The 25,184-nt window shown below is 37.3% G+C and carries 23 protein-coding genes and 1 tRNA gene; 11 read left to right on the top strand and 13 right to left on the bottom strand.

All coding sequences use genetic code 11. The features are described 5' to 3' along the window. Positions 1–96: 96 nt before the first annotated feature. From FHT21_RS19680 to FHT21_RS19655, 6 genes are read left to right on the top strand one after another with little or no spacing between them, the layout of a single operon-like run. Positions 97–1,194, top strand: coding sequence for a FecR domain-containing protein (locus tag FHT21_RS19680; protein WP_167296421.1), 1,098 nt, complete (start codon positions 97–99; stop codon positions 1,192–1,194). Beyond that, entirely contained in the window at positions 1,187–4,276 is a 3,090-nt protein-coding gene (locus FHT21_RS19675; RefSeq protein ID WP_167296420.1) for a SusC/RagA family TonB-linked outer membrane protein, read from the top strand. The genes FHT21_RS19680 and FHT21_RS19675 overlap by 8 nt, the downstream gene beginning before the upstream one ends. Before the next feature lie 12 nt (positions 4,277–4,288). Beyond that, positions 4,289–5,710 (top strand): RagB/SusD family nutrient uptake outer membrane protein, encoded by a 1,422-nt coding sequence (locus tag FHT21_RS19670; protein WP_167296419.1) that lies wholly within the window; start codon positions 4,289–4,291, stop codon positions 5,708–5,710. Positions 5,711–5,725: 15 nt separating this feature from the next. Then, positions 5,726–6,490, top strand: a complete 765-nt coding sequence (locus tag FHT21_RS19665; protein WP_167296418.1) for a DUF4843 domain-containing protein — start codon at positions 5,726–5,728, stop codon at positions 6,488–6,490. Positions 6,491–6,509: 19 nt separating this feature from the next. Further along, positions 6,510–8,003 (top strand): PKD-like family lipoprotein, encoded by a 1,494-nt coding sequence (locus FHT21_RS19660; protein WP_167296417.1) that lies wholly within the window; start codon positions 6,510–6,512, stop codon positions 8,001–8,003. A gap of 43 nt (positions 8,004–8,046) precedes the next feature. Further along, complete coding sequence (locus tag FHT21_RS19655) at positions 8,047–9,420, top strand: TlpA disulfide reductase family protein (RefSeq protein WP_167296416.1); 1,374 nt, start codon at positions 8,047–8,049, stop codon at positions 9,418–9,420. A 206-nt stretch (positions 9,421–9,626) separates the two neighbouring features. Here the strand turns inward: FHT21_RS19655 and FHT21_RS19650 are convergent, their stop codons facing one another. Then, entirely contained in the window at positions 9,627–9,839 is a 213-nt protein-coding gene (locus tag FHT21_RS19650) for a metalloregulator ArsR/SmtB family transcription factor (protein WP_243854053.1), read from the bottom strand. Between the two features lie 213 nt (positions 9,840–10,052). Here FHT21_RS19650 and FHT21_RS19645 point away from each other — a divergent pair, with 213 nt between their 5' ends. Beyond that, positions 10,053–10,955 carry a PhzF family isomerase gene (locus FHT21_RS19645; RefSeq protein WP_167296415.1) on the top strand — a complete coding sequence of 301 codons (903 nt, stop codon included), beginning with the start codon at positions 10,053–10,055 and terminating at the stop codon, positions 10,953–10,955. A 101-nt stretch (positions 10,956–11,056) separates the two neighbouring features. Here FHT21_RS19645 and FHT21_RS19640 read toward each other — a convergent pair. Further along, positions 11,057–11,133 (bottom strand) — tRNA-Asn (locus FHT21_RS19640). Positions 11,134–11,277: 144 nt separating this feature from the next. Between FHT21_RS19640 and FHT21_RS19635 the strand changes: the two genes are divergently transcribed. Continuing rightward, on the top strand, positions 11,278–12,198 hold the full coding sequence (locus FHT21_RS19635) for a PfkB family carbohydrate kinase (RefSeq protein ID WP_167296414.1): 921 nt from the start codon (positions 11,278–11,280) through the stop codon (positions 12,196–12,198). Positions 12,199–12,407: 209 nt separating this feature from the next. Here the strand turns inward: FHT21_RS19635 and FHT21_RS19630 are convergent, their stop codons facing one another. From FHT21_RS19630 to FHT21_RS19620, 3 genes are read right to left on the bottom strand one after another with little or no spacing between them, the layout of a single operon-like run. Next, positions 12,408–14,003 (bottom strand): MFS transporter, encoded by a 1,596-nt coding sequence (locus FHT21_RS19630; protein ID WP_167296413.1) that lies wholly within the window; start codon positions 14,001–14,003, stop codon positions 12,408–12,410. After that, on the bottom strand, positions 13,996–15,054 hold the full coding sequence (locus FHT21_RS19625; RefSeq protein WP_167296412.1) for an HlyD family secretion protein: 1,059 nt from the start codon (positions 15,052–15,054) through the stop codon (positions 13,996–13,998). Before FHT21_RS19625 ends, FHT21_RS19630 begins: the two co-directional genes overlap by 8 nt. Position 15,055: 1 nt before the next feature. Further along, the gene (locus FHT21_RS19620) at positions 15,056–16,393 is read right to left on the bottom strand and encodes a TolC family protein (protein WP_167296411.1); all 1,338 of its coding nucleotides are present in this window, start codon (positions 16,391–16,393) and stop codon (positions 15,056–15,058) included. 85 nt (positions 16,394–16,478) lie between these two features. Here FHT21_RS19620 and FHT21_RS19615 point away from each other — a divergent pair, with 85 nt between their 5' ends. After that, positions 16,479–17,306, top strand: a complete 828-nt coding sequence (locus FHT21_RS19615; protein ID WP_167296410.1) for an AraC family transcriptional regulator — start codon at positions 16,479–16,481, stop codon at positions 17,304–17,306. Here the strand turns inward: FHT21_RS19615 and FHT21_RS19610 are convergent. The 3 genes from FHT21_RS19610 to FHT21_RS19600 all read right to left on the bottom strand — a co-directional run bounded on the left by FHT21_RS19610 (position 17,293) and on the right by FHT21_RS19600 (position 19,118). Continuing rightward, on the bottom strand, positions 17,293–17,535 hold the full coding sequence (locus tag FHT21_RS19610; RefSeq protein WP_167296409.1) for a cytochrome b5 domain-containing protein: 243 nt from the start codon (positions 17,533–17,535) through the stop codon (positions 17,293–17,295). The genes FHT21_RS19615 and FHT21_RS19610 overlap by 14 nt on opposite strands. 361 nt (positions 17,536–17,896) lie before the next feature. Then, positions 17,897–18,586 (bottom strand): lycopene cyclase domain-containing protein, encoded by a 690-nt coding sequence (locus FHT21_RS19605; RefSeq protein WP_167296408.1) that lies wholly within the window; start codon positions 18,584–18,586, stop codon positions 17,897–17,899. Position 18,587: 1 nt separating this feature from the next. Next, complete coding sequence (locus FHT21_RS19600) at positions 18,588–19,118, bottom strand: hypothetical protein (RefSeq protein WP_167296407.1); 531 nt, start codon at positions 19,116–19,118, stop codon at positions 18,588–18,590. Between the two features lie 217 nt (positions 19,119–19,335). On the opposite strand from FHT21_RS19600, the gene crtI reads away from it, so the two are divergent. Further along, positions 19,336–20,817, top strand: a complete 1,482-nt coding sequence (gene crtI / locus FHT21_RS19595) for a phytoene desaturase family protein (protein WP_167296406.1) — start codon at positions 19,336–19,338, stop codon at positions 20,815–20,817. Positions 20,818–21,191: 374 nt separating this feature from the next. On the opposite strand, the gene FHT21_RS19590 is transcribed toward crtI, so the two are convergent. The 5 genes from FHT21_RS19590 to FHT21_RS19570 all read right to left on the bottom strand — a co-directional run bounded on the left by FHT21_RS19590 (position 21,192) and on the right by FHT21_RS19570 (position 24,402). Further along, positions 21,192–21,722, bottom strand: a complete 531-nt coding sequence (locus tag FHT21_RS19590; RefSeq protein WP_057931296.1) for an RNA polymerase sigma factor — start codon at positions 21,720–21,722, stop codon at positions 21,192–21,194. Positions 21,723–21,850: 128 nt separating this feature from the next. Next, positions 21,851–22,867: a UDP-N-acetylmuramate dehydrogenase gene (murB, locus tag FHT21_RS19585; protein WP_167296405.1), complete on the bottom strand. Its 1,017-nt coding sequence runs from the start codon at positions 22,865–22,867 to the stop codon at positions 21,851–21,853. A 41-nt stretch (positions 22,868–22,908) separates the two neighbouring features. Further along, positions 22,909–23,145, bottom strand: coding sequence for a hypothetical protein (locus FHT21_RS19580; protein WP_167296404.1), 237 nt, complete (start codon positions 23,143–23,145; stop codon positions 22,909–22,911). Between the two features lie 83 nt (positions 23,146–23,228). After that, positions 23,229–23,903, bottom strand: a complete 675-nt coding sequence (locus FHT21_RS19575; protein WP_167296403.1) for a hypothetical protein — start codon at positions 23,901–23,903, stop codon at positions 23,229–23,231. 43 nt (positions 23,904–23,946) lie between these two features. Then, positions 23,947–24,402 carry a sterol desaturase family protein gene (locus FHT21_RS19570; RefSeq protein ID WP_243854052.1) on the bottom strand — a complete coding sequence of 152 codons (456 nt, stop codon included), beginning with the start codon at positions 24,400–24,402 and terminating at the stop codon, positions 23,947–23,949. 167 nt (positions 24,403–24,569) lie between these two features. Here FHT21_RS19570 and FHT21_RS19565 point away from each other — a divergent pair, with 167 nt between their 5' ends. Then, positions 24,570–25,181 (top strand): TetR/AcrR family transcriptional regulator, encoded by a 612-nt coding sequence (locus FHT21_RS19565; RefSeq protein WP_167296402.1) that lies wholly within the window; start codon positions 24,570–24,572, stop codon positions 25,179–25,181. The last annotated feature ends 3 nt before the right edge of the window (positions 25,182–25,184 follow it).

The raw sequence follows: 25,184 nt of genomic DNA, 5'->3' as shown, positions 1-25,184 counted from the left end.
ATGCGGTACAAATGCTTTGTTGTTTAGCCCATTACTATACTTCATTTTTTTTTCTTAAGCGCTAGGGATACCCCTGCTCAAAAACGTAATACCATTATGCAAATTGATCAAAACCTTATTGATAAATTTTTTGCCGGCAAATGCAGTAAAGAAGAAGCAATCGCGGTGAGCCGTTTTTTAAAGGCTCCTGTGAACTTTAACACCTACATGGATGAAGTGGAAAAGGAGGAGATGGAATCCGCTCCACAGATTGACAACAGAATTTCTGAGCAGATGATGGAAAGGATTTTGGATCGCATTTTTGACCGACAGAACAGAAGAGATACCCGTATCAGGGTCTTCTCCTATGCGGCGGCTGTTCTATTAATCGTCTCCACGGTCATTTTGTACCAATACACATCACAACAGACACGCAACCAGTCTTTTGGCAACATTAGCTTAAAAATGCAAAAGACTCCTATTGTGCTGAAAAATAAAAGTAGCAGAACAGAAAAATATGATTTACCTGATGGGTCGATTGTTGAAATTGAACCCTATAGTGAGATTAGTTATTTACCCTTTATAGGAAACAAGAGAGATATTTTTCTGAAAGGGGCGGCATTGTTTAGGGTACATAAAGATAAAAAAAGGCCTTTTACTGTATATGCCTCCAACTTAGCCACTACCGCACTCGGTACAATTTTCAGGATTTCCGCACATCATAGGAGCAGGTTCATCAAGGTAAAATTAATAGAAGGGAAGGTTGTTATTAAGCCAGATAATAAGCTGCTGGCAGCAAGAGTAACGACTGTTTATTTGACTCCAGGGCAATGTTTTTCTTTAAATAAAAAGAATTATGCGACTAAAGTGAGTGAATTTGTCCAGAAAGACCCCATTAAAATCGCCGATCCGGTAGTTTCTGGCGACGGAGCTACCATAACCAGCGATGCCATTGTTTTTAACAACCAATCTTTAGTAACTGTATTTAATGTGCTTTCCAAAGAATTGAACATCAAAATTGACTATCAAAAAAATTCGATAAGGAAAAAAGTGTTTAGCGGAAAATATGAATTTGGAAGAGATGATCCTGCAGGATTTTTAAATATGATATGCGCTTTAAACAACCTCACAGTTTCTAAAACAACCATGGGTTATACAATTAAATATGAATTAATAAATAGAAAACCAGCAATTAAACTAAAACTAAATGATTAAATACGTTACTAAGAAGAAACTAAAAAATGTATTTCTCTTGATGTTCTTTTTTATTTTAACGGGCTTAAACCTGCAGGCTCAGAATAAAGAACCAACCATACGGGGAATTGTAAAAGACAAAAAAGGAGTTGTGGTTGCTAGTGTATCCGTAGTTTTATATACCACCGAAAAGAGGATTAAAACCTCTTATACCGACAAAAATGGGGTATTTATCTTTCCAGATATCCCTCCTGGAAAGTATGTAGTTATGATTAAACACGTTGGCTTCAAATATAAGGAGATTGATGTGGAGATTATTCCTGGCGGAACATTTTCATCTGTGATTGAGTTAACAGAAAGCGTTAAAGACCTGGATGAGGTGAAGATATCAACCGGTATTGTACAGCGCAGCAAAAATGGTTTCACAGGGGCAACAGCCACGTTCACCGGTGAGCAGTTAAAGTCTATTGGAAACCAGAATATTATACAAAGTTTAAAAACGCTGGATCCTTCTTTTATACAGATACAAAATAACCTGGCGGGATCAAACCCAAATGTTTTGCCGAAGATAGAAATCCGTGGCAAAACAAGTATTGGATCAACAACTTTACAAGATCAGTTTGCCTCCGATCCCAATCAGCCCTTATTTATATTAGATGGCTTTGAGACCTCGTTAACCAGGATAGTCAGCATTGATATGAACCGTATAGCTTCTGTCACCATTTTAAAAGATGCAGCATCAACGGCACTTTATGGTTCTAAGGCATCCAACGGTGTAGTAGTTATTGAAACAAAAAAACCAAAACCTGGAGAGCTTCAGCTAAATTATACGACAGATTTAAGCGTAGAACTGCCTGATCTGAGTGGGTATAACATGATGAATGCAGAGGAAAAGCTTCAGTTTGAAAAATTAGCAGGCAGGTATACCCTTTCATTTCCTAATGCCTATCTTCAGCAAGACCTCGATGCGATGTACGCAAATCGGTTGAAAGAGGTTAAAAGAGGTGTAAATTCTTATTGGCTAAGCGAACCATTACAAACTGGGTTCTCTCAAAGACATTTCCTATATGCATCTGGCGGAGCTGAGGCTATTAAGTATGGAGTAGGCGCAAGTTATAAAACAAATAAGGCTACCATGAAAGGTTCCGGACGGGATGAATGGGGCGCAAATATTGATCTCTCTTATCGAAAAGGAAAATTTAACATTTCCAACACCACAGAAATAAATGGATATAAAACGACCGAGTCTCCGTATGGATCGTTCAGTACCTACGTGAAAGCAAATCCATATTATCGCAAACTTGGGACAGACCTAAGGTTCTTGGAGCAAACATATAATATTATACAACTTGATAAAAATTACGATGTAACCAACCCACTTTACAATGCCGCTTTAAATAGTTACGACGGTTCTAAAAACTTTGCTATTCAAAATGCATTTCAGGTAAAAGTGAACCTAACGGACAATTTATTGGCTCAGGTTGCATTTCAAATCCAAAAGGGAATTACAACTGGTCAAACTTTCATTTCTCCACTAAATACGATTTTTGATAGCACAAATGCATTTGAAAAAGGAAGTTATACCAACAACAGGTCAGATAATTTTAATTATAATGGATATTTGATGTTATCTTACGGGAAAGTATTTAAAGAAAAGCATGCTTTAACTACTGACCTGAGAGCAGAGATCAGAGAAGATAATAATCAATATGGTAGCTATACAGCGGTTGGGTTTCCCAATGCCAGCAATGGCAATCCAAGTTTTGCTTATTCTTATCAGCCAAACTCGAGACCATCATCTGTAAAAAGTAAATCGAGGTCAGACGCATTGCTTTTTACCGCAAATTATATTTACGATAAAAGATACTTCGCCGATGCATCTATTCGATACGATGGAAGTACAGCGTTTGGATCAAGTAATCCGTACACACCCTATTATTCTGGCGGACTAGGTTGGAATGTAAACAATGAAAAGGGTATAAAAGATATTAAATGGATCACCCTGATCAGATTAAGAGCCAATATAGGTGTAACGGGAAATCAAAATTTCTCCAGTTATTCTTCCATTGATACCTACAATTATTTTTCAGGAATCAACCCTTATGGCCAAGGTGTACTCTTAAGTACTTTGGGTAACCCTAACCTGGAAGCGCAAAAAACAGTACAGAGTAATATTGGAACCGATATTGCATTATGGGGAAACCAACTTAATTTTACGATTAATGCATATCGAAAAAAAACTTCTCCACTTGTTGTTGCGGTAGATCTGCCTTCATCAACCGGTGTCTCTAAACTGCCGCTAAATGTTGGTTATTTAGACACAAAGGGGCTTGAGGCTGTCGTTAATTTCTCTCCTATATACAAGCCAAACGAAAGGATAATTTGGACTATCGGTTACACGGGCTCTATTTATAAGAGCAAATATGGTAACTTTAATAACACCCTAGCTTCTTTAAATACAGCACAGCTCAACAGCAACTCTCTTATTCGTTATAAGGATGGTTATAGTCCGGATGATCTTTGGGCCGTGCCCTCAAAAGGTATCGATCCCGCTACCGGCAGGGAGGTTTTCCTGAAGAAAAATGGAGAATATACTTTTACTTATGATCCTGCCGATATTGTAAAGTCCGGATCAGGCACTCCATTAATTGAGGGCGTAATCAGCACGAGTTTTAACTATAAGGGCGCCAGTTTGGGAATCTATCTGCGGTATGTTTTAGGCAAAGATATTTTTAATAATGCGCTGTATTCAAAAGTGGAGAATATCAGTTTTCAGGGCCTTTCAGAGAACCAGGACAAAAGGGCATTATACGACCGGTGGCAAAAGCCAGGAGACAATGCCCGTTTTAAGGGGATTTCTTTGACCAGTACAACCCCAATTTCTTCCAGGTTCATCCAGCAAGAGAATTCGTTAAGTGGTGAATCAATCAACATGGGATACAGGTTCGACCAGAAAACATGGTTAAAAAAAGTAGGCATTTCCTCTTTGATTTTGAATGCTTACATGAACGACCTGTTTTATTTTTCTACAGTTAAAAGAGAACGTGGGATCGATTATCCTTATGCAAAATCGTTTTCATTCAGTCTAAATGCTTCATTTTAATAAGGTAAAATCATGAATACAAGAATTATATATATCGGGTTGATCATTTTAGTAGCTTTTTCATCCTGCAAAAAATGGCTGGATGTGCAGCCTGAAGATCGATTTACCGGCGAACAGATCTTTAAGACTAAAGATGGCTTTGCCACAGCTATCAATGGTGTTTATCTGGATATGTCAACACAAAAATTATATGGTGCAAATTTGAACAGTACGATCCTGGAAGTTTTTGCACAGCGGTACAATTTTGATAGCCAGGTCGCTGATCTTTACAGTTATTCCATCCATGATTATAACAATGCAAATGTTAAAGCCACGATAGACCAAATCTGGACAAGCATGTATGTGAATATCACGAATGTAAATAAATTTATCGCACACCTTGATGCAGATAAAGGCGCTGTTTTATCCGCCAGCGAAGATTCGTTATTCAAAGGAGAGGCCATTGGCTTAAGGGCATTTATGCACTTGGACTTACTGAGAATGTATGGGCCGATATATAATTCAGCCGACTCTACTAAACCTGCTATTCCTTACAGTACTGTTGCCGGAACAAGCTACGGTCCAATACTTCCCGCTAACCAGGTGATGGGTAAAATTTTATCAGATCTTCATAGTGCCGAGTCCTTGCTTGCTAACGATCCTATCCGGAATGGCGTACAAAGTGGTCAGAATCAAACATACCTGAACAACAGGAATCAACGAATGAATTATTTTGCAGTGAAAGGACTTCAGGCAAGGGCCTTATTGTACAGGGGGAATAAAGCAGCAGCATTTTTGGCAGCTAAGGCGGTAATTGAAAACACGTCATTGTTTCCCTGGGTCCAATCTACCGAGGTGCTCTCAGAAAGCAGGAACCCAAACCGGATATTTTCTTCGGAATTGCTTTTTAGCCTGTTTAGTCCGGGCTTATATGATGTGCAAAAAAATTATTTTTCTGCTGATGTAGCAGATAAGTCTATTCTTGCTCCTTCGCCGGATGCCTTAAACGATGTATTCAAAGGAGATGAAAACGATTACCGGTATAATCCTAATTGGAAAATTGCTCCAACGGGAAAATCATATAAAACATTTTATAAATATGCCGATGTAGAAGACAAGTCGGCACCTTCGAGATTTTTAGTTCCTTTATTAAGGTTAAGTGAAGTGTATTATATTGCTGCAGAATCTGCACCAGACAATGCTACTGCATTCTCCTACTTAAATACAGTGCGAAATAACCGTGGACTTTTAGATGTACCTCAAACGGCTTCTTTTAGTAATGAACTGCAAAATGAATATACCAAAGAATTTTTTGGAGAAGGCCAGCTCTGGTTTTATTACAAAAGGAAAAAAGTATCTATGATCTTTCCGTTTGGGAATCCGTATCAGCCCGTCTTTTTGAATGCCGCTAAATATGTATTTCCTTTACCACTATCAGAAACTTCACCACGCTAAACCACACTAATCAGTATGAAAAAATTAATTTATATTTTCTCCTTAATATTACTTACCAGTGTTGTAATGAATGCCTGCAAGAAGGACCTCCCGTTTTATAATGGCGATGTTGGCATTTATTTTTTACCTGCCGTCCAGTCTTCAGGCTCCGCGGTAAGCGATAGTACACTTATCTCCTTTGCTTTTGCTAAAGAAAGTGTTAAAGATTCCATCTTCCGTCTCCCTGTACAGATTATTGGAGCAGTATCAGCTTCAGGTAGAGAATACAAACTGGAGATTGATCCTACCTCTACAGCAAAAGAAGGTATTCATTTTGATTTTGTCAATACGAAATTTGAGATTAAACCAAATCAATTGCAGGATACCATTAAAATAAAATTTCATAGAACCATAGATATCGCTAATCAACGCCTGACATTAAAACTCAATTTAGTATCTAACGAGAATTTCAAAACAGTGATGCCCGGAGTGGTGACAAATACTACTACAGGGGCTAAGCGTAGTTATATTGGTTACAAAATAAAAGTGGACGATATTTTCGGTATGCCTTCTCTATGGTCCAACTACTTTTTTGGAAAATTCAGTAAAAAAAAGATAGTCTTAATGGCCAATGTTTTGGGACTCACGGTTAGTCAGTTTAATGATGGCGGGCAGGCTTTTTTAAACAAGGAGAATTATTTCGCACTTTTTGTACAGCGCTATTTAAATGATCTGGCGGCAGCAGGCCAAACCGTTTACGATGAAGATGGAACACCTATGAGGATGGGAGACAACCTTTAACAATTATAAAAACCAAAAGATGCTTAAAAATATATATTATACAGCGATTGTTCTTTTCACACTAATTGGCAGCTTTTCTGGCTGCAAAAAGGATTTGGGCAATTATGATTATCAGCCGATAAACGAAGTGAATTTTGGCGGGATTGAAAAAAGTTATACCGCGGAGATTGGAAAGCCGTTCGTAATCAATCCGGTACTGAAATTTACCAAAGATGAAAACGATACCGCCCAATATACTTATGAATGGTATGCTTTAACTAAGGATTATTCGGTGCTTCCCAAAGACCAGCGAAAAAACCTGGCAAAAACAAAGAACCTGAATGTGTTAATTACCATTGCTTCAGGCCAGTATCAGGTTTTTTATAATGTTACAGACAAAAAAACAGGGATCACTTTTACAAAATCCTTTGATTTACAGGTAAGCAGCGAGGTTTATGAAGGCTGGATGGTTTTAAATGACATCAATGGAACTGCCAGATTGGATATGGTTAATCAAAATTTAAATGTGATAAAAGATGTTTTAAAAACTACTGGCTCAAATCTTACTCTTACAGGAAAACCTTTAGATATATATTGTTACCCTTGGAATCCCTCAACCTACGGTATTTATGTCACAACAGATAAATTGACCACGAAGATTGATCCTGAAACATTTTCCTGGAAAAACACCTTAGCAATAGCCTATGAATTTGCATCAAATGTATCATCTGATTTGCATGTAGATTTTATAAAGGCCGCAGATGAGGAAGTTTCTTATGTAAATACACAGGGCAACTACTATTATTATTTTTATACATGGTCAAGGAATTATAGTGTGCCCATTAATATCGTTAGAGGCGAAAATAAAGTGTTTCCTGCTTCGCCCTTTATAGCGACTGTAACTTCAGATTATCCTGCTGGTGCGATCTTATTTGATAAAGAAAAACAACGTTTCGTAAGGCATGTTAATGGCGAATCGTCTTGTGCGCTAATGCCGGACCAGCCTTTGTTTGATTACAACAAAACGGGAATGGACCTGGTCTTTATGGATAACACAAGTTATAATGGCGGAGAAGCTTTTGCTATTTTAAAGAACCAGCTAACGTCTAAATATTATTTGGCACGGATTAATCCAGGTGATGGGTATAAGCAAAATTATTATCAGGAAATGTTGGCGACCGATATTGATAAGGCAGAGCAATTTGCAATTAATCCTGATTTCGGATATATCTTTTACAATGTTGGTTCCAAAATATATGAATATGATATGTTCAATAAAACAAGTAAGCTTATGATAGATAAAGGAACTGATAAAATCAGTTTGATAAAATTTCAACAGGTATTTAAACCAAGTACAGTTGGTGTTTCAAATAAGTTGGTAGTATGTAGCTATAGTCTGGCTAGTCCGACAGATAGCGGCAAAATGGAGTTGTATAAAGTTCCAAATCTTAATGCAGATTTAAGTTTAACGGGCGCTTATACAGGCTTTGGTAAAATTGTAAGTGTAAGCTATAGGGAACGGCCAAAAAACTAATGCATGCTTCTCCCCGCCCGCATAAAAAAATAATAAATTATATATGAGAAAAATTTTAAACATCACTGTCATTTTACTTTTAATACTTGGTGTTAAAGCCCAAAGCCAGGTAACGATTAGTGGAGAAACAACAAATTTAGAATCGCCCGTAAAATTGTATAAGGTCTTTGACGGACAACTTGAACAAATTGCCCAGGCGCGCCCTAATCAGGCTGGAAATTTTGGATTTTATTTTTATCCCGAATATGAAGGTTTGTTTGTATTGGGATATGATAATGATCAAAGCCTTCAAAAAAAGTTTAAGTTTTACCTTAAAAAGGAAGACAGGTTATCTATTTCCTTGACAAACGATACGTTATATACCCTTTCCGGCAAATCAAATTCGAAAGAAAATCAGGTTCTGAATAAATGGTATAACCTAACAAAGTCACTTGAGCAGAAATCGGTTTATTTTGACAACACCCTTAGCACTTTTGTAGATTATTTTCCAGCACAGGAGATAACGGTTAAGGAATCAAAAGACTTTTTAAAAGGAAAGCAGACAGGTAATGCAAAATTTGACGCCGCCATTAAAGATATTATTAAATTGGATCTTGCAATTCTGGCGACAAACTTTGTATCAACGCCACGAACAGCACACCCCAAAATTGAGGAATATAGTGATTTTTATTCCACATTGAAAGCATCCGATTTCGCCAAAAACACCTCTCTCATGTACAATTACCCATATGGGAAACGATTACTTTTGAGTTTAATTTACCTGAATAAAACCCAGGCTCATTTAAAAGACACTAAAACTGCTTGGCTGGAGGAAGACTTAAAATTTGTTCCTAATGATACGCTAAAGGGTGATGTTGTACTCTCCTATTTAAAGGGTATTAAATCGGAAGGAGAATTTGATGCCAAAACCAAGAACTTTGTTCAGTTTTTTATCACTGATCATCAAAAAAAACAAATCAACGCTATTAAAATACCCCTGCTTACTTATAAAGGAGGATCTCCGGCATTTAACTTTTCCTATCCTGATGAGGCTGGTAAAAACAGAACATTAAGTGATTTTAAGGACAAATATGTGTTTGTTGATATTTGGGCTACCTGGTGTAAACCCTGCGTAGACGAAATACCATATTTACAAAAGCTTGAAGAGGATTTGAAAGGGAAAAACATTGAGTTTATAAGTATTTCGGTTGATGCGGGAAAAGATAAAGCCAAATGGTTGAATATGATTAAGGATAAAAAATTATCAGGAGTACAGCTTTTCTCTTCAGGCGGACAAGACATTTTGGATTATTACAAAATTGCTGGTATACCAAGGTTTATGATCTTTGATAAAACTGGTAAAATTATCAGGGCAGATGCCCCTCGTCCATCAGATCCAGAACTAAAAAACCTTCTTCAAAAAATAATCGATAATTAACCAATGCGTGTTCTTTTAGCACACATAGTTAACCTAAAAGATTGTAGTTGATTCTCTTACTACCCGCGGATGCATTAAAATGCATCCGCGGGCTTTTCTAAATAATTTCTCGAATCAAACCAAATTTGAGCCTATATTACAACTTTGAGTATTTCGAAATGATCTAAAATACCTTCTGGTAAAAAACTGATAAAGGTGTGCTCGGCTCAATAAAATCGGCAATTTCTTTCTTTTTTTTTTTGCACTAGCAATTCACACTCGGCAAGAATTTGCAGGTGTTTTGAAACAGTTGGCTTTGCCATGTTAAAATTGGCCGCTATGGCACCTGCCGTTATAGACTGCGAAGCCACCAACAACAATATGGCCCTCCTGGTAGGGTCGGCAATAGCCTGAAATACATCTCTTCTTAAATTCATCATATAGCTATTTAACTACAAAAAACTATAGTCATTTAACTACACAAGTTTTATTAAAAGTCTTTTTACTTTTTCAACAAATCGTCATAAAGTAAGTCGTTACTCATCTTATCTATCCAGAATCTCAGTCCTACCCGTAAATTTCGATATATTTGATCTATACGCACCAAGAAAACTATTTACAGAGAAGAAGCCCGCAAAAAGTCCGAAAAGATTATGAAAACTTTTAAAATATATCAGATAGATGCTTTTACAAAAGAGAGGTTTAGTGGAAATCCGGCTGGCGTAGTTGTAAATGCAGACGGATTGACAGACACACAAATGCAGCAGATTGCAAAAGAATTAAACAATTCTGAAACGGCTTTTCTTTTTTCACCTGATGATCATGATTCTGATGGCTTAATCAGATATTTTACACCATTAGCAGAAGTTCCGATTTGCGGTCATGCTACAATTGCCGCGATGTATGCAAAAGCTATTGAACACAATTTAGACTCTTGCATTTTAAGGTTTAAAACCCAGATTGGTACACTTCCTTTTGAAATCGTCAAGGAAACGGAGGATTACCAAGTAATCATGACCCAGGGTAAATTTGAACTCAGTCCCACATTCGATAACAACACTACTAAAAAAATATTAGCCGCCCTAGGACTTGATTATTCTGATATAGATGAAAAATGCCCTATTCAAATTGCCTCCACCGGGCATTCAAAAGTGATGATTGGGATAAAAAGCAGGAAAAAACTTAATGATCTAAACCCAAACTACCCCAGTTTGGCTGATCTAAGCAAACAGATTAATTGTAATGGGTATTTTGTATTTACATTCGACTCGGATGATAACGACATATTGATACATGGAAGAATGTTTGCTCCAGCAATCGGAATTAACGAAGATCCGGTTACAGGTAATGCAAACGGGCCATTTGGAGGATATTTAATACAGAATAAAATCATTGATGCAAAGAATGGCCTATTCGAATTCAATGGTAAACAAGGCGAAAAAATGAAAAGGCCCGGAGTGATACATGTGAGTGTTAAAATCGAAAATGACCTTCCTGCAATAATTAAGATAAAAGGGAATGCTACAGTAGTGTTTAAAACGGAGATTAAAATATAGCGATAGCTAAAGTTTTGGCTCTTAGCCTCCACATTGCAACTGGGATAAATTTATTGCACCGTCCTAAATGCAAAAAAACCCACAACTTTCGCTGCGGGTTTTGGCTCCCTCTGCTGGGCTCGAACCAGCGACCCTCTGATTAACAGTCAGATGCTCTAACCAGCTGAGCTAAGAAGGAGTGCTGGTCGTTTCCTAAAACGAGGTTTCTTGTACTTTGCAGCACACATACCCTTGTTCGTTTTGGGAATGCAATATTAGGGCTTTTAAATTATTTATGCAATATTTGCAGTGAAAAATTTTAAAAAAAAATTAATACATATATATGAGCCTGATAATCATAGGTACTGTAGCTTTTGATGCTATTGAAACTCCTTTTGGAAAAACAGATAAAATTGTTGGTGGTGCAGCAACTTACGCAAGTTTAGCAGCTTCTTACTTTTATAATAAAGCAAAAATTGTAGCTGTAGTGGGTGATGACTTTCATCAATCAGACATCGACACCTTCACCGCACATGGTATTGATACCGAAGGATTACAAATTAAAGCAGGTGAAAAATCATTTTTCTGGTCAGGTAAATACCATAACGACATGAATAGCCGCGATACTTTAATTACGGAATTGAACGTACTGGAAAATTTCGACCCAATTATCCCAGAGAGCTATCAAGACTGCGAATACCTGATGTTAGGCAACCTAACCCCCCAAGTGCAGCAAACGGTAATTAAACGCCTTAAAAACCGCCCCAAATTAATTGTAATGGACACCATGAACTTTTGGATGGATATTATGATGGATGATTTATTGGAGACGATTAAAATGGTTGATGTATTAACGATTAATGATGCTGAAGCACGTCAGTTATCGGGCGAATACTCATTGGTTAAAGCCGCTAAAAAAATCCTTGCAATGGGCCCAAAATACCTGATCATTAAAAAAGGTGAACATGGTGCATTATTATTTCACGAAGATCAGATTTTCTCTGCTCCGGCATTACCTTTAGCTGAAGTATTTGATCCAACAGGTGCAGGCGATACCTTTGCAGGTGGTTTTATCGGTTATTTGGCTAAAGTAGGCACAATCAACTTCAACAATATGAAAAACGCAATCATTTATGGTTCTGCACTGGCATCTTTCTGCGTAGAGAAATTTGGAACAGAAAGATTATTAAATTTAACCGAAGAAGAAGTTGCTGCAAGAATTCAAGAATTTGTAAGCTTAAGTGCTTTTACGATAGAAGTATAATCAGTTGGCAATTTTCAGTTAACGGTTTGCAGTTTTAATTGCAGATAAAAAAACCGCAGATTTAGAGATGAACTTCTTTTAAACCTGCGGTTTTTTACTGCCAACAGTTCATTTAATTCGATTGTTTTGCCGAATTTGTTTAGCATCCTTTCTGAAATAAAGACCCCGAAATAAATTCAGGGTAACGATACGAACAACTGCAAAATCATCTAAAAGCCAGCAGCTGCCGGTTGTTTATTCTTTAAGTTAATTACTGTTCTACTAATTACCGGCTGCAAGGCGATAAGAATAATCGATAACAGACAAAGTATTGCAATCCACTGGTAATAGCTTACACAGAACTGCAGAAAGGTTTGTTTCTGCACTGCTTTGTTTAACAAACCGATTGCGGCTTTCCCTGCTTCATCGCTGGGCATCCCCCTACTGCTTAATGCCGCTTGATACATTTTCAATCTGTCAGGCAGGTTAAAATCGAGCAAAGTTAGGCTGCTCCGTAAATCATCATTATGTTTTCCTTTAAAGTATAACTGATAGAAATTAATAAAGGCCAAACTCAGGCTAAAAGTAGAAAAGCGAACAAAAATACCTACAGAAGATGCTGATTGACTCAGTTTCTCTGGAACAGACGACATAATAAACATCACAATCGGCGACATCACCATCCCAGCACCCATCCCCTGCATAAACAAAGGCAGGTAAAAATTTCCTGTTCCGGCTTCAGTTGCAAATAACTGGCACATCCATAAGAAAAATACAAAAAGAAACATAAAACCCATTATCCAAAGTACCCTTAAATGTTTCTGGCGGACGAGAAAACGGATTGCAATAACAGAGCCTACAACCACTCCACCGATATTAAAAATCATGATTTCGTTGGCATGAAGTGAATCCATCCCCAAAACTGCAATAAAGTAAGATGAGGTGAGGCTGAAAGCACCACGGATCACATACAGAACCACCAAAAAGACAATTCCGATGGCAAAATTTCTTGATTTAAATACACTCAGATCAACTGCTGGCCTTTTTAAAGTCCTTTGCCTCGCTATAGAAACCAGAAACAAAAACAGAATAGCAAAAATAGAGAACAGAATACTCGAATCATCAAGCCAATCGTACTGTTGCCCATAAACAAGTACATAGGCAATTAACACCAACATTGTAGCAAAAAGCACAAAACTCATCCAGTCTATTTTGTACAGCGGTGTTTTGCGTAAAATATGTGCCCTGTTCATTATACTAAAAAGCAGTATAGCACTAGGCAAAAAACAAAATATAATGGCCTTATACACCACATTATACTCAAAATTCTCTACTATAGGCACAGAGAACAGGGCGGTAACCGGCGATACACACAAAATCATTCCATAAAAAATGGTGTAACCCGTTTCTTTCGCATGTTCCGATTTTAACCTGCTAAAAAGCAGGTTCAGTGAAATACTGGTTAAACCACAGTTTACAATGCCCTGCAAAAATCTTAAGGCAAAAATCAGCCGGATTTCGCGAGTATGATAACACCAATAAGCAATCAGGACTTCTAAAATAATACAGATCAACAAATAATCTTTAGTAACTACCCTCGCAAAAAAACGCCGCTCAACTACTGCAAAGCTAGCTACCGCGGCATAAAACATCAGTAAAGAAAACTGAACATCCGATGCATTTGCCCCATAATAACCTGCCGCAGCAGTACCATCGGCAGTCGACAGTGCAAAAAGCAATACAGACGATAAAAGCACTGCAAAAATGCTCAATATGATCAGCCATTCAGGAATCCTCGCTTTAAATATGGGCAATTGATCAGTCATTTTTTTTCACTTTAACAATGGCGCTCATTCCGGCACTTAATGCATCGATCCCTTTTTCCTGCTTATCTAAACGGATACGGACCGGGATTCGTTGCGCAATTTTCACAAAATTCCCTGTCGAATTATCGGGTGGCAACAATGAAAACCTCGAGCCAGTTGCACCAGATAGCGATTCAATTTCACCTCTAAACGATTGTCCGGGGAAAGCATCCACCTCAACATTAACCTTTTCGCCAATATGCATTTTCGCAATCTGTGTTTCCTTAAAATTGGCTACCACCCATTTTCCTGCGCTTCTATCTACCAAATAAGCTATTGTTTGGCCGGTTTGAATCAATTGTCCGACCTGTATGGTCCTTCTGCCCATTTTGCCATCATAAGGCGCCACAATAACCGTATAAGAGGTATTCAGGTTATTTCTTTTCACTACGGCTTCTCTCCTTTTTATTTCAGATTCCAGTACGTTGCGCTGCGCTTTAATATCATTCGTTCTCGAAATAGCCGTTGCATAATCTTCTTTGGCTGCCTGGTATTCGGCCTGTGCCACCTGCAATAAACTTTCAATTGTTTCCAACTGTTGCCGGGTAGCCGATTCTGCATCGAACAGTTTTTTATAGCGATTATATTCCGTTTGCTGTTTCCAAAGTTTGGCCTTTGCAGCGGCAATTTTAGCCTCGGCAACCAAAGCGGTGCTTTGTGCTGTTTTAATATTGCTTTGTTGTACCGAAACCTGTGCTTTTGCATTTAACAAAGAAGCCGAAGCCTCGTCTTGTTGAACGGTATAATCGTCATCATCAATCAATACCAACGTATCGCCCTTTTTCACTTCCTGGTTTTCTTCAAACCTTACAGCCTTAATATAACCACTCACCCTTGCTGTTACCGGGTTAATATATTCATCTACCTGTGCATCGTTGGTTTCTTCGTATTGCATATAGCCAAAAAGGGTTTTCCCACCCCATATTACCAACACCGCCAACACGATGAGTGCGATTATGGTAGTGATCCTACTAATAATTTTATCGGCTTTACTTTGCTTCTGTGTATTCATTTTATAAGTTTCCTACGGCTTTTTGTAATTGATAGTATTGTATTTTCGCATTCACTCTTGCGGTGGTCAGTTCGAATTTCGATTGCAATAATTGTGTTTCGGCATCTAACAGATCGGTTAAAAGCGACAGTTGATTGAAATAGGTATTCTGCACAATGCGGTAACTTTCTGTAGCCTGTTTAATGTTTTCTTCGGCCAATGTGATGCGCTGCACCGATTCTTTATATCGGATATAATTTTCCTGCACTTCCTGTCGGATATGATCCTTTACATCTTCGTCTTCTACTTCCTGCTGATGTACTTTAAGTTCTGCTTCTTTCACTTTGTGCTGATTGGTATACCAGGAAGAAATCGGGATTTTAAGTTTTAACCCCACCATACCTGTACTGTAAAGCGAAAGTGCGTAAGGATAAAACTGGATCTGCGGATAGGCAAATGCATATTCACCGAAGAAACCAAGAGAAGGCATCACATTCGATTTTACATTTTTGAGTTTCAATTTCGCGAGTACCTGCTCCTTTTCCGAAATCTGGATTTTGTAAGAAGATGCTTTGGCATCGTTGAAATATTCATCAACCTGTTTTAACGCAATGGCATCCGTTTCCTGATCCGAAATCTGCGGATTTAAAGGCGCATCATCTGCCCTGCCAATTAAAATATTAAGCTTCTGTTTAGCTATTCGGATGCTGTTTTCGATCTCGGTAAGCAACATCTTTTGTTTCGAAAGACGTAATTCGGCCCTCAGCACATCACTTTTTAATATCGTACCGTTTTTATACAGCTGGTTAATTTCGGCCAATTGCTTTTCTCGGTCGCGGATATCCTGTTCCAACAAACCACGGTACGAAATATTGCGGAATACATCGTAAAAATAAACTGCCGCCATATAATGGATTTCCTGCTTATTCTGTCCTTTTTGTATCCTGCTCAATTCGCTTTCTACTTTCGAAGCATTGATCTCCGTTGTGATTTTTCCACCGTTATAAATATTGAAATAAGCATCAGCACTGGCTTTATAATAAGTAGGCGCAACCGGAAACTGGCCTGGAGTATGGAACAATCCATTTTCGTAAATTGGCAAGGGCAAAACATGTGCGTAAACTCCTTCAGCAGCAACTTCAGGCAATCGTTCTGCTTTATTCACTTTTACATGGGCATCTGCTGCCAGCACACTTAGGCCCTGCATCTGAATCCTTTTATTGTTGCTATCAGCCATTGCCCAAACCTGGTTGATGGTAAAATTGCTTTGATCTGAAACAGTTTGTGCATGTACAAAAATTGATAATAAAAGAAAGGGCATGCACACCCAAAACATCCTTTTACGCTTTAAAAAAATCATATCTGTTAATTAATGATGCAAATTTCGCTACAGATTTGTTACTTTGTTTTATCTAAACTGACATATATTTATTCAAACCAGCCAAATGATAAAAGTTAGCAACGAAGACCTTTTATTTGCAATCGACGAAAAACCAGAAACCATGTATGTTTGGCATAGCAGGTTTGAAGACCGATTTCAGGACCATAAGCATTTAAAAGGACAGCTTACCTATGTAGAGGGTGGCATTATTTTTCTTTACACCAAAGAGAAATCTTATTTTTTGCCTGCCCGGCACTATGTTTGGATCCCCATGGGGGTTGAGCACCATTTGCAGCACCGTTATCATGCTGCTATTGTGCGGAATATTTATTTTGACACCACTACAGATGACGAAAACCCATTTTACAAACAGATTGGTATTTACCCGGTAAACAACCTTTTGCTAGAGATGTTCCTCTTTTCGGAGCGCTGGAATGGGAATATTGCACCTAAAACACACGAGTACGATTTTTTAAATACACTTAAAAACATTCTGCCTGTGGTGAGCGAACATCCCTTGCCCATTGCGCTACCTACCACTGATAACATGCGCTTAAGGCCGGTGTTAAGATATATTGTAGATGGATTAGGCAACGATAGCATGAGTTTAGAAAGTGTGGGCAAAGCTATGGGCTTTAGTGAGCGTACGCTCTCAAGACTATTTCAGTCGGCTTTAGATACTTCTTTTTTCCAGTACCTGAAACTTGCCAGAATGATTAAGGCGATGGAAAAGTTATTGGAAAGCGATGCCACCATTAGTGAAGTGGCCTATCAGGTGGGCTACAACAGCATTTCTTCTTTCAGTAATACTTTTTATAAGATGGTAGGTAAAAGGCCGTCAGAATTTAAGGAGCTAAAGCAATCAACCCTTACTAAAATTAACCTGGTTTAACCAAGATGGCAATCGGAGTAAACTTTTCAAAAACAGTCTCGGTATGTGGTGCATCCGGCAATTCGTCGGTGAGGTCCTGCCCAGCCCAGTGTTCGTAATGTTTGCCATTTCGCCATAACCTGCTATCGGTCATGTCGTAAATCAACCCTTTGTAAGCCACCCAGATCTGGGGTTTATCCTGTCCGTTGCGTAAAGCGAGCTGCTGTTTGGTATAAGTGGGTAAATTCATTGCATCAATTTCGCCTTGAATATAGAGAAAAGGTTTTTAACCAGAAATAAAGAATATATAAGCTTATGTGTTATAAATGAGCTTTTTTTGGAGTGTACTGCCTAAACATAACAATACGGTTCTTCCCGTTTTTCGTTTGTATGCTTCGCTACCTCGCACCCCATAGCGGTAGGTACCGCTTCAGCCCGCCTGCAACGGCAAGGGGACTAGGTGGCCAAAACAGCATTTCATTGTCGGGGTTGCAGGTGTTAATAAACCCAACAGTAGCAACAGCCTCCGATTTTTCTATCGGAGCCATAAATGGCGGGAATACACACCGCCAAGAATCACCGCACCTTCATTTCCAAATAAAAGCGACACATTAAGATGTGACTTTCTTGCTCCTGCTCTTAAAAACTTCGTACAGGTAAATATTCATCAACAACAGTCCCATTAAATAAAAATGATCCTCGAAAGGGATACTACCTACTCTAAAACCCAGATTTTGCTTATCGTTGTACAACACAACTGGGATAGATGTTAAAAATCCATTAACGATATAAAAAGGGATAAGCGAAACCAGGTAAGCCCTGTAAAATTTATACATAAACCTGAACTCGACATTTACATACTCTACATAGGCCAGTACCATAAATAAAAAGCCAAAATTAATCAGCGTGTACCACCTGTTATAACCAAAAAACAATACAGCCCCACAAAGTCCCAAAAACAGATTACTTAATGCGAGGCTATATTTTTGCAGGTCATTTTTTGGAAAATAGACGTTCAAACACTCGTAAATAAATACACAGGCATACGGAACAGTTAAAAAAAATAAAATCTCTTCTAAGGGTAGCCCCAAAAGATTTATACTTATTAAGTAATCGGAATTAAAAGACCATACATTGAGTTTAGTAAATAAGATATCCCAAACTAAAAAAATAACACCAGTAAGCAATATTGCAGGAAATACAAATTTCCATTTGCTAAAAAAATGAACCTTTTTATCGAATGATAAAACCAGCGGAAAAAAAATTACAGCAAGGTTAATAAGTAGATAGGTATAATTCATTCTAAAGGTGTTTTGTCAAAATTTTAACTTCAGCAGGGCTGCATTTTTTACTGTCGATCATAAATTTAGCTACGTTTTTAACCAATTCGCGATCGGCAAGACCAAAATTTTCATTTTGATAATGTTTAACGATTTCTTTTTTATCCTTTGCTAAATCTTTACTAAAACCGAGGAAAGAGGGCGTATAAAATTCAATAGAAAACCGCATAAAACGGATCTCCATATTTTCTTCATCCATATCAATGGCTTTTTGCATGGTTTTAAGCGATCGGCTCACATACCTAATCTTGTTGTATGGATTCCAGGAGTGTTTGGCCTTAAGGGCTTCTAAGGTTCCGGTGTAGCCCGTTATCAAAGCTGTTTTATTGGGCAGTTTGCTCAACTTATTAAACAATGAGTCAGTTAGCTTCGAATTTTCTACTGCCTTAACCATATTAATTTTTAATATCGCAATTTCTTGGGTAGATAACTGAGCGTAAGTAATATGGTTTGCCGCAAACAGCAAAAAAAATATAATGCGTAGTTTAATCATGAGATGTTGGCAAATGTAAGAAATCTATTAAAAGTTCTCTTCACAGATATTCGCTCTTTAACATTTAAGAAATTAAGGATATTAAAATAACTCCGCTTAACATTCCTAAATCCTTAATGGTAAAACATGCATTAAAGATTCTCACTATGATCAGAATGACAACCGCACAATGACAAAAAACAAAAACAAAAAGCAATAAAATTCCTTTATTTACACCATGGAGAAAAAAACTACGGTTACCATTATAGGTGCCGGTTTTGCGGGCTTGGCTGCGGCAGCCTTATTGGCTAAAGATGGCTGTGATGTTACAGTCATCGAAAAAAACGAAATGGCTGGTGGTAGGGCCCGGAGCTGGCAAAAAGACGGCTTTCTTTTTGATATGGGGCCCAGTTGGTACTGGATGCCTGATGTTTTCGAAAATTATTACAAGCTATTTGGTAAAACTGCTTCTGATTTTTACACACTAAAAAGGTTAAACCCTTCTTATCGAATTTATTTTGGCAAAAAAGATATTGTTGATGTCCCGGCAACATTAGACGACTTATACGATTTATTTGAAAAACTTGAGCCAGGAAGTAGCAAAAACCTGAAACATTTTCTCGATCAGGCCAAATACAAGTACGAAGTAGGTATGAACGAATATGTTTTTAAACCTTCGCACAGCGTAATGGAATATTTCGATCCGAGATTGGCCGTTAGCGGCATTAAACTACAACTTCTGGGTAATATGCGGCAACATGTGCACCAATTGTTCAAAAATGCGCAGTTGAGGAAACTTTTGGAATTCCCTGTCCTATTTTTAGGTGCTACCCCCCAGCATACGCCTGCATTATACAGTTTGATGAACTACGCCGACCTTGTGTTAGGCACCTGGTACCCAATGGGTGGAATGCACAAAATTGTGGCCGCTATGCAGCACCTAGCTGAAAGCGAAGGTGTAAAATTTATTTTCGATACAGAAGTAACCAAAATTGAAGTAAAAAACAACCTGGCAGAGTACGTCATTACGAATAAGGGAAATTTTAAAAGTGACTTTGTAGTGGGCAATGCAGATTATCATTATATCGACCAACATTTGTTTGATAAACCTTACCGCAATTACAATGAAAAATATTGGGAAAGAAGAACCATGGCTCCTTCCTGCTTATTGTTTTATGTAGGGATAAATAAAAAGCTAAACAATCTATTACACCATAACTTATTCTTTGATGAAGATTTTGATCAACATGCTAAAGAAATCTATACCCATCCACAATGGCCATCAAAACCATTATTTTATGTCTGCTGTCCTTCTATAACCGATAAAAGCGTAGCACCGGAAGGCTGTGAGAATCTTTTCTTTTTAATTCCGGTTGCTCCCGATTTACCGGATAACGAAAGTAAAAGAGAAGAATACTTTAATTTATTGCTCAATCGCTTCAAAGATTTAACCGGAAACGATATTGGTGGCAACATTTTGTTTAAACGCAGTTATGCCATGAATGATTTTGTAACAGATTATCACGCTTTTAAAGGAAACGCATATGGATTAGCAAACACGTTGAAACAAACTGCTTTTTTAAAACCCAAAATGAAAAGTAAGGTAACAAATTTTTTATACACCGGACAATTAACCGTTCCGGGGCCTGGTGTACCACCTGCAATCATATCGGGACAAGTGGTAGCAAAAGAAATAAAAAAAAAGTTAAAAAAAGCTTGACAAATTTAAAATTTCCCTTATCTTTATAACCACAAAACAAAAATACTGCAATAAAGCTTCAAAACAGATAATCGTTTGGGGTTTGTATTTGTTTCGAAATTAGAGAGAAGGCACATTGTTGAAAGAAAAAATAAGAATCAACTAACCAAATATATGATAAGCAAATAAGGCCTGATTTTTTCAGGCCTTTTGCTTTTACCATATTTCTGCCTTCAACATCTTAAAAGCAAAAAGTTTCATAATATTCATCATTATCTATTAGCTGAACGGTTATTGATATCGCTAACTATAAATCAAATTAAAAAAAACAAAAGCCCTGGTAATACCAGAGCTTTTAAGTTAAAATGTTCTTCAACGGGAATTAAGAATAATGTTTACATCACTTCTGATGTTGCAATTTCTTTAGAATATGTTTTTAAATATTTTTTAAGGATTCCTCTTGCTACGTGAATACGTGTTTTTACTGTTCCAATCGGAATAGCTAACATATCCGCAATTTCATGATACTTATATCCTTCAAAATAACGAATAAAAGGCACATAGTACTCTTCAGGCAATTGTGATAGGGCTTTATCAATATCGCCCAGCACAAATTTACTCTCTGCCTGGTTTTTAGTTGCACTATATGAAAGGTTTGCAGAAGAAATATCCTCGCTCTGTGTAATTAAAGTATTAGTTTTCACCAGTCGGCGATAGTTGTTAATGAAAGTATTTTTCATAATGGTAAACAACCAGCCTTTTAAATTCGTACCCTCTTTAAACTTATTGTAATAAGTGATCGCTTTCAGCATGGTATCCTGAACCAAATCATTTGCGTCTTCTGCGTCTTTCGTAAAATTTAAAGCATAAGATCTAAGCGATACCGAGTGATGATTAACCAGATGATTGAATTCAAATTTTGTCATGATATTTAGCTTTAGGTAGAAAAAAAACAAATGAATTATTGTTCATTTACTTAAAACCAAACAAACTTAGTACCAAAATTTTCTGGCACGGTGTTAAAAGCGTACAACTACTTAAGAGCAAACTTTCGTCACAGAATATTTACTTCTCTTTCTAAAGTGACTCCAAAAGTAGACTTTATACTGTCTATAATCTGTTCAGAAAAATTATACACTTCCGTGCCAGTTGCATGTCCGTGGTTAACTAAAACCAAAGCCTGGTTTTTCCAGGTACCTGTTTGGCCAACCACCTTACCCTTCCATCCACATTGCTCTATTAACCAACCTGCTGCTAGTTTGATTTTATCATCAGCTGTAGGATAATGTACCACATCGGGGTGTTTTGCCACAATATCGGCAAATTCATGTTTTTCGATCACTGGGTTTTTAAAGAAACTGCCTGCATTACCAATAGTAGATGGATCGGGCAGTTTACTTACACGGATATGTGATACAGCAGATGAAACATCGGCAATATTTGGGTTTTCGATTCCCCTGTTCAACAGCTCTGTTTCAATTGCACCATATGAGGTATTAATTTTCGCTTCTGCTGATAAACGAAAAGTAACAGATGTAATGATATACTTACCCTTAAGCTCACCTTTGAAAATACTTTCACGGTAACCGAAGTGACAATCATCGTAAGTAAAGACTTTGATTTTTCCCGTTTTAATTTCAAACGCGCTACAGCTTTCGAAAACATCTTTCAGCTCTACCCCATAAGCGCCAATGTTCTGTATGGGCGATGCACCCACCGTACCAGGGATCAGGCTTAAATTTTCTACACCTGCAAAATGATGCCCAACACAGTAATTTACAAAATCGTTCCATACTTCGCCAGCTCCGGCTGTTACCAACACTTTACCATCAATCATTTCGGATTGGATGCCCTTGATGCTGATTTTAATAATTAATCCATCATAATCCTGAGTAAATAACACATTACTCCCTCCGCCGATCACTAAAAGTTTTTGAGATTTTACGATCTCGTTTTTAAACAGTCTGGCTAAATCTGCTTCAGAAAATATTTCAGCGAAATAACTGGCCTTAACATCTATACCAAATGAATTGTATGGTTTTAAAGAAATATTTTCCTGGATTTGAAGCATATTGATTCTGGGTTATGCTGCAAAAGTAAAATAAAAAATAGTTAAGGAACGATTTTGGTAATTCCCTTATCGAAATTAAAACTTAAAGTATCCAATTTTCCTCCCTCAACTACAACTCCAGAAAGCTTCCAGCCCATAAAAGTAGGTTTGATTTTCGCAAGATCTAAAAGGCGGTATCTTTCTTTGGTTAATTTAGCACTAATTAACCCTACACTATCCGACTCTGCCTGACTTAAATGTTCTATTTCACTTTCGAGTGTAGCCAGAGTAGTATCCAACTCATTTCCTTTTTTTAATTTAATGAAAAAAAAGCAAGCATCCTGCCAAGAATGGGTAAAACATAAAACGGAATTGGGAGCACCTATTTTTTTAATGGTTCATCAATCTTCTTTTTAATCGCCTTTCCTTCATCGGTCTGTTGTAACCGGTCTGAAAGTGCGCTATATAATTCCACAGGCGAACCGAAATCAAATTCTTTAAGAAAACCTGGCATATTGGTATACCGCACAAAGTTACCTAGCTCCATAAGCGCCACCGGCGAATCGGCATTTTGCTTAATAAAATTTAAAAACTTTCGTTCTTTTAATGCTTTTGTGGCATCATTGGTTTGCTGAAGATAAATCCCTCCACTAATTATCTTTGCAGACGCTAAATTGTAAGGGTTTTCGATATCCAATTTAATATTTTCTAGAAAAATACTTTTCAGATTAGCACTTCCGCCCACAAACCAAACTTTCTGTTTGATCTTCGATTTCACTTCGGCTAAAGTAATATCACCCCGTTCATCGATAAAAATGAAACCATTTCTCAAAAGTTTTCCGTCCAGATTAGAAGTTGCCGAAAGCTGAAAATGATTACCCTCCATTGGCCTCACCAAAAACAGGTCTGGTTTTCCTGCAACAGTTGCATTGCTTACCAAGTAAGCGAATTTCGCATTTCTTGCATTTTGAACTACCCCTTCGATGGTAAATTTGATAGTTTGTGCATGCAACGAGCCCACAAAAAGCAAAGCGATGCAAATAATTAGTTTTCTCATCGGTTTTATATTTATAACATTAAATATAAAACTAATTAATTAGTTAAAAAATATTTTTAGCATTTTTTATCAAACTTCTTCTTACAAATAACAGTCCGAAAGCTTTTCCTTTATCCTTACCCCTGCTTTTGTGGTGTAGGTGGTGCGCTTTTCTCACGGCACGCAGATAGGCGCTATTACTTTTAAAAGTTGTAAAACGCCGGTGTACAAACCAATCGTGTACAATGAAATAAATCACACCATAAATGCTAATCCCTAAACCAATAAAAAATCCGTAACCGAAATTGTTTCGGTCTTTATACATCAGAAATAAGGAAACCACTGCGAACAGCAGGGCAAACAAATCGTTCCATTCGAAAAAGGATTTAGACTTTTGATGGTGGCTTTTATGCATAAACCACAGGGGACCGTGGAATAAATACTTGTGTATAAACCACGACAAACACTCCATGGAAATAATGGTAAATAGTACAATTAAAATGTTAATTAATACAGACAAATTTTCTAAATGATTGGTTTGTAAAGATATATAAACAGATCAAGAAGCAAAATTATGTCATAAAATTGTAAGCTTAATGCGCTTTTCAAAAAACCTTTCCTGACAAATCATTTTTTAGCACTATTTTTGACTAAAATATTAAAAAAGTCAGAAAGTAGAAAAGTAAAATGATTGTAGCCGATAAAAAGAGAGAGCAAATTATTGATGGCGCTATAAAACGCTTTATCCATTTTGGTATTGGTAAAACCACAATGAATGATATAGCAGAAGATCTTTCTGTTTCCAAACCATCGCTTTATTATTATTTCCCAGATAAGAAGCATTTAATAATTGGAGTGATAGAAAGGGTATTTAACGACTTCTTTGAGTTGATCAAAAAGAAATACAATCCCGATCAGCCTTTAGAAGAGATCCTTTTTAGCACCATAGATGTTAGAAATACCTTTTTTCAAAAATATTACATGTTAAGAATTAACGAAGGTATTCCTGATCTATTAAACGATGATGTGATAAAAGGCAAGTTAAACGCACTTAAAGGCTCCGAAAAAGAATTCTTTGCAGAAATTTTCAGTCAGGCAAAAACAAAAGGAGAAATAGAGCACGATGATACCGCACACGTTGCAGAACTTTACCTGGAAAGCTTGATGGGTCTTTGTACCATGTGTATTATGGAAACAGGTAAAGATCTTTTCCCGGATAAAAAAGCATTTAATAGAATGACGCTAAAGCAAAAGAACCTCACGACCATATTTGTGCGGGGTTTAAGGTGCGCAGACTAAATA

Source organism: Pedobacter sp. SG908, from assembly GCF_011759615.1.
Classification (GTDB): Bacteria; Bacteroidota; Bacteroidia; order Sphingobacteriales; family Sphingobacteriaceae; genus Pedobacter; species Pedobacter riviphilus.
Note: the sequence above shows the minus strand (reverse complement) of the source record. Positions and strands in the feature narration are given on the sequence as shown.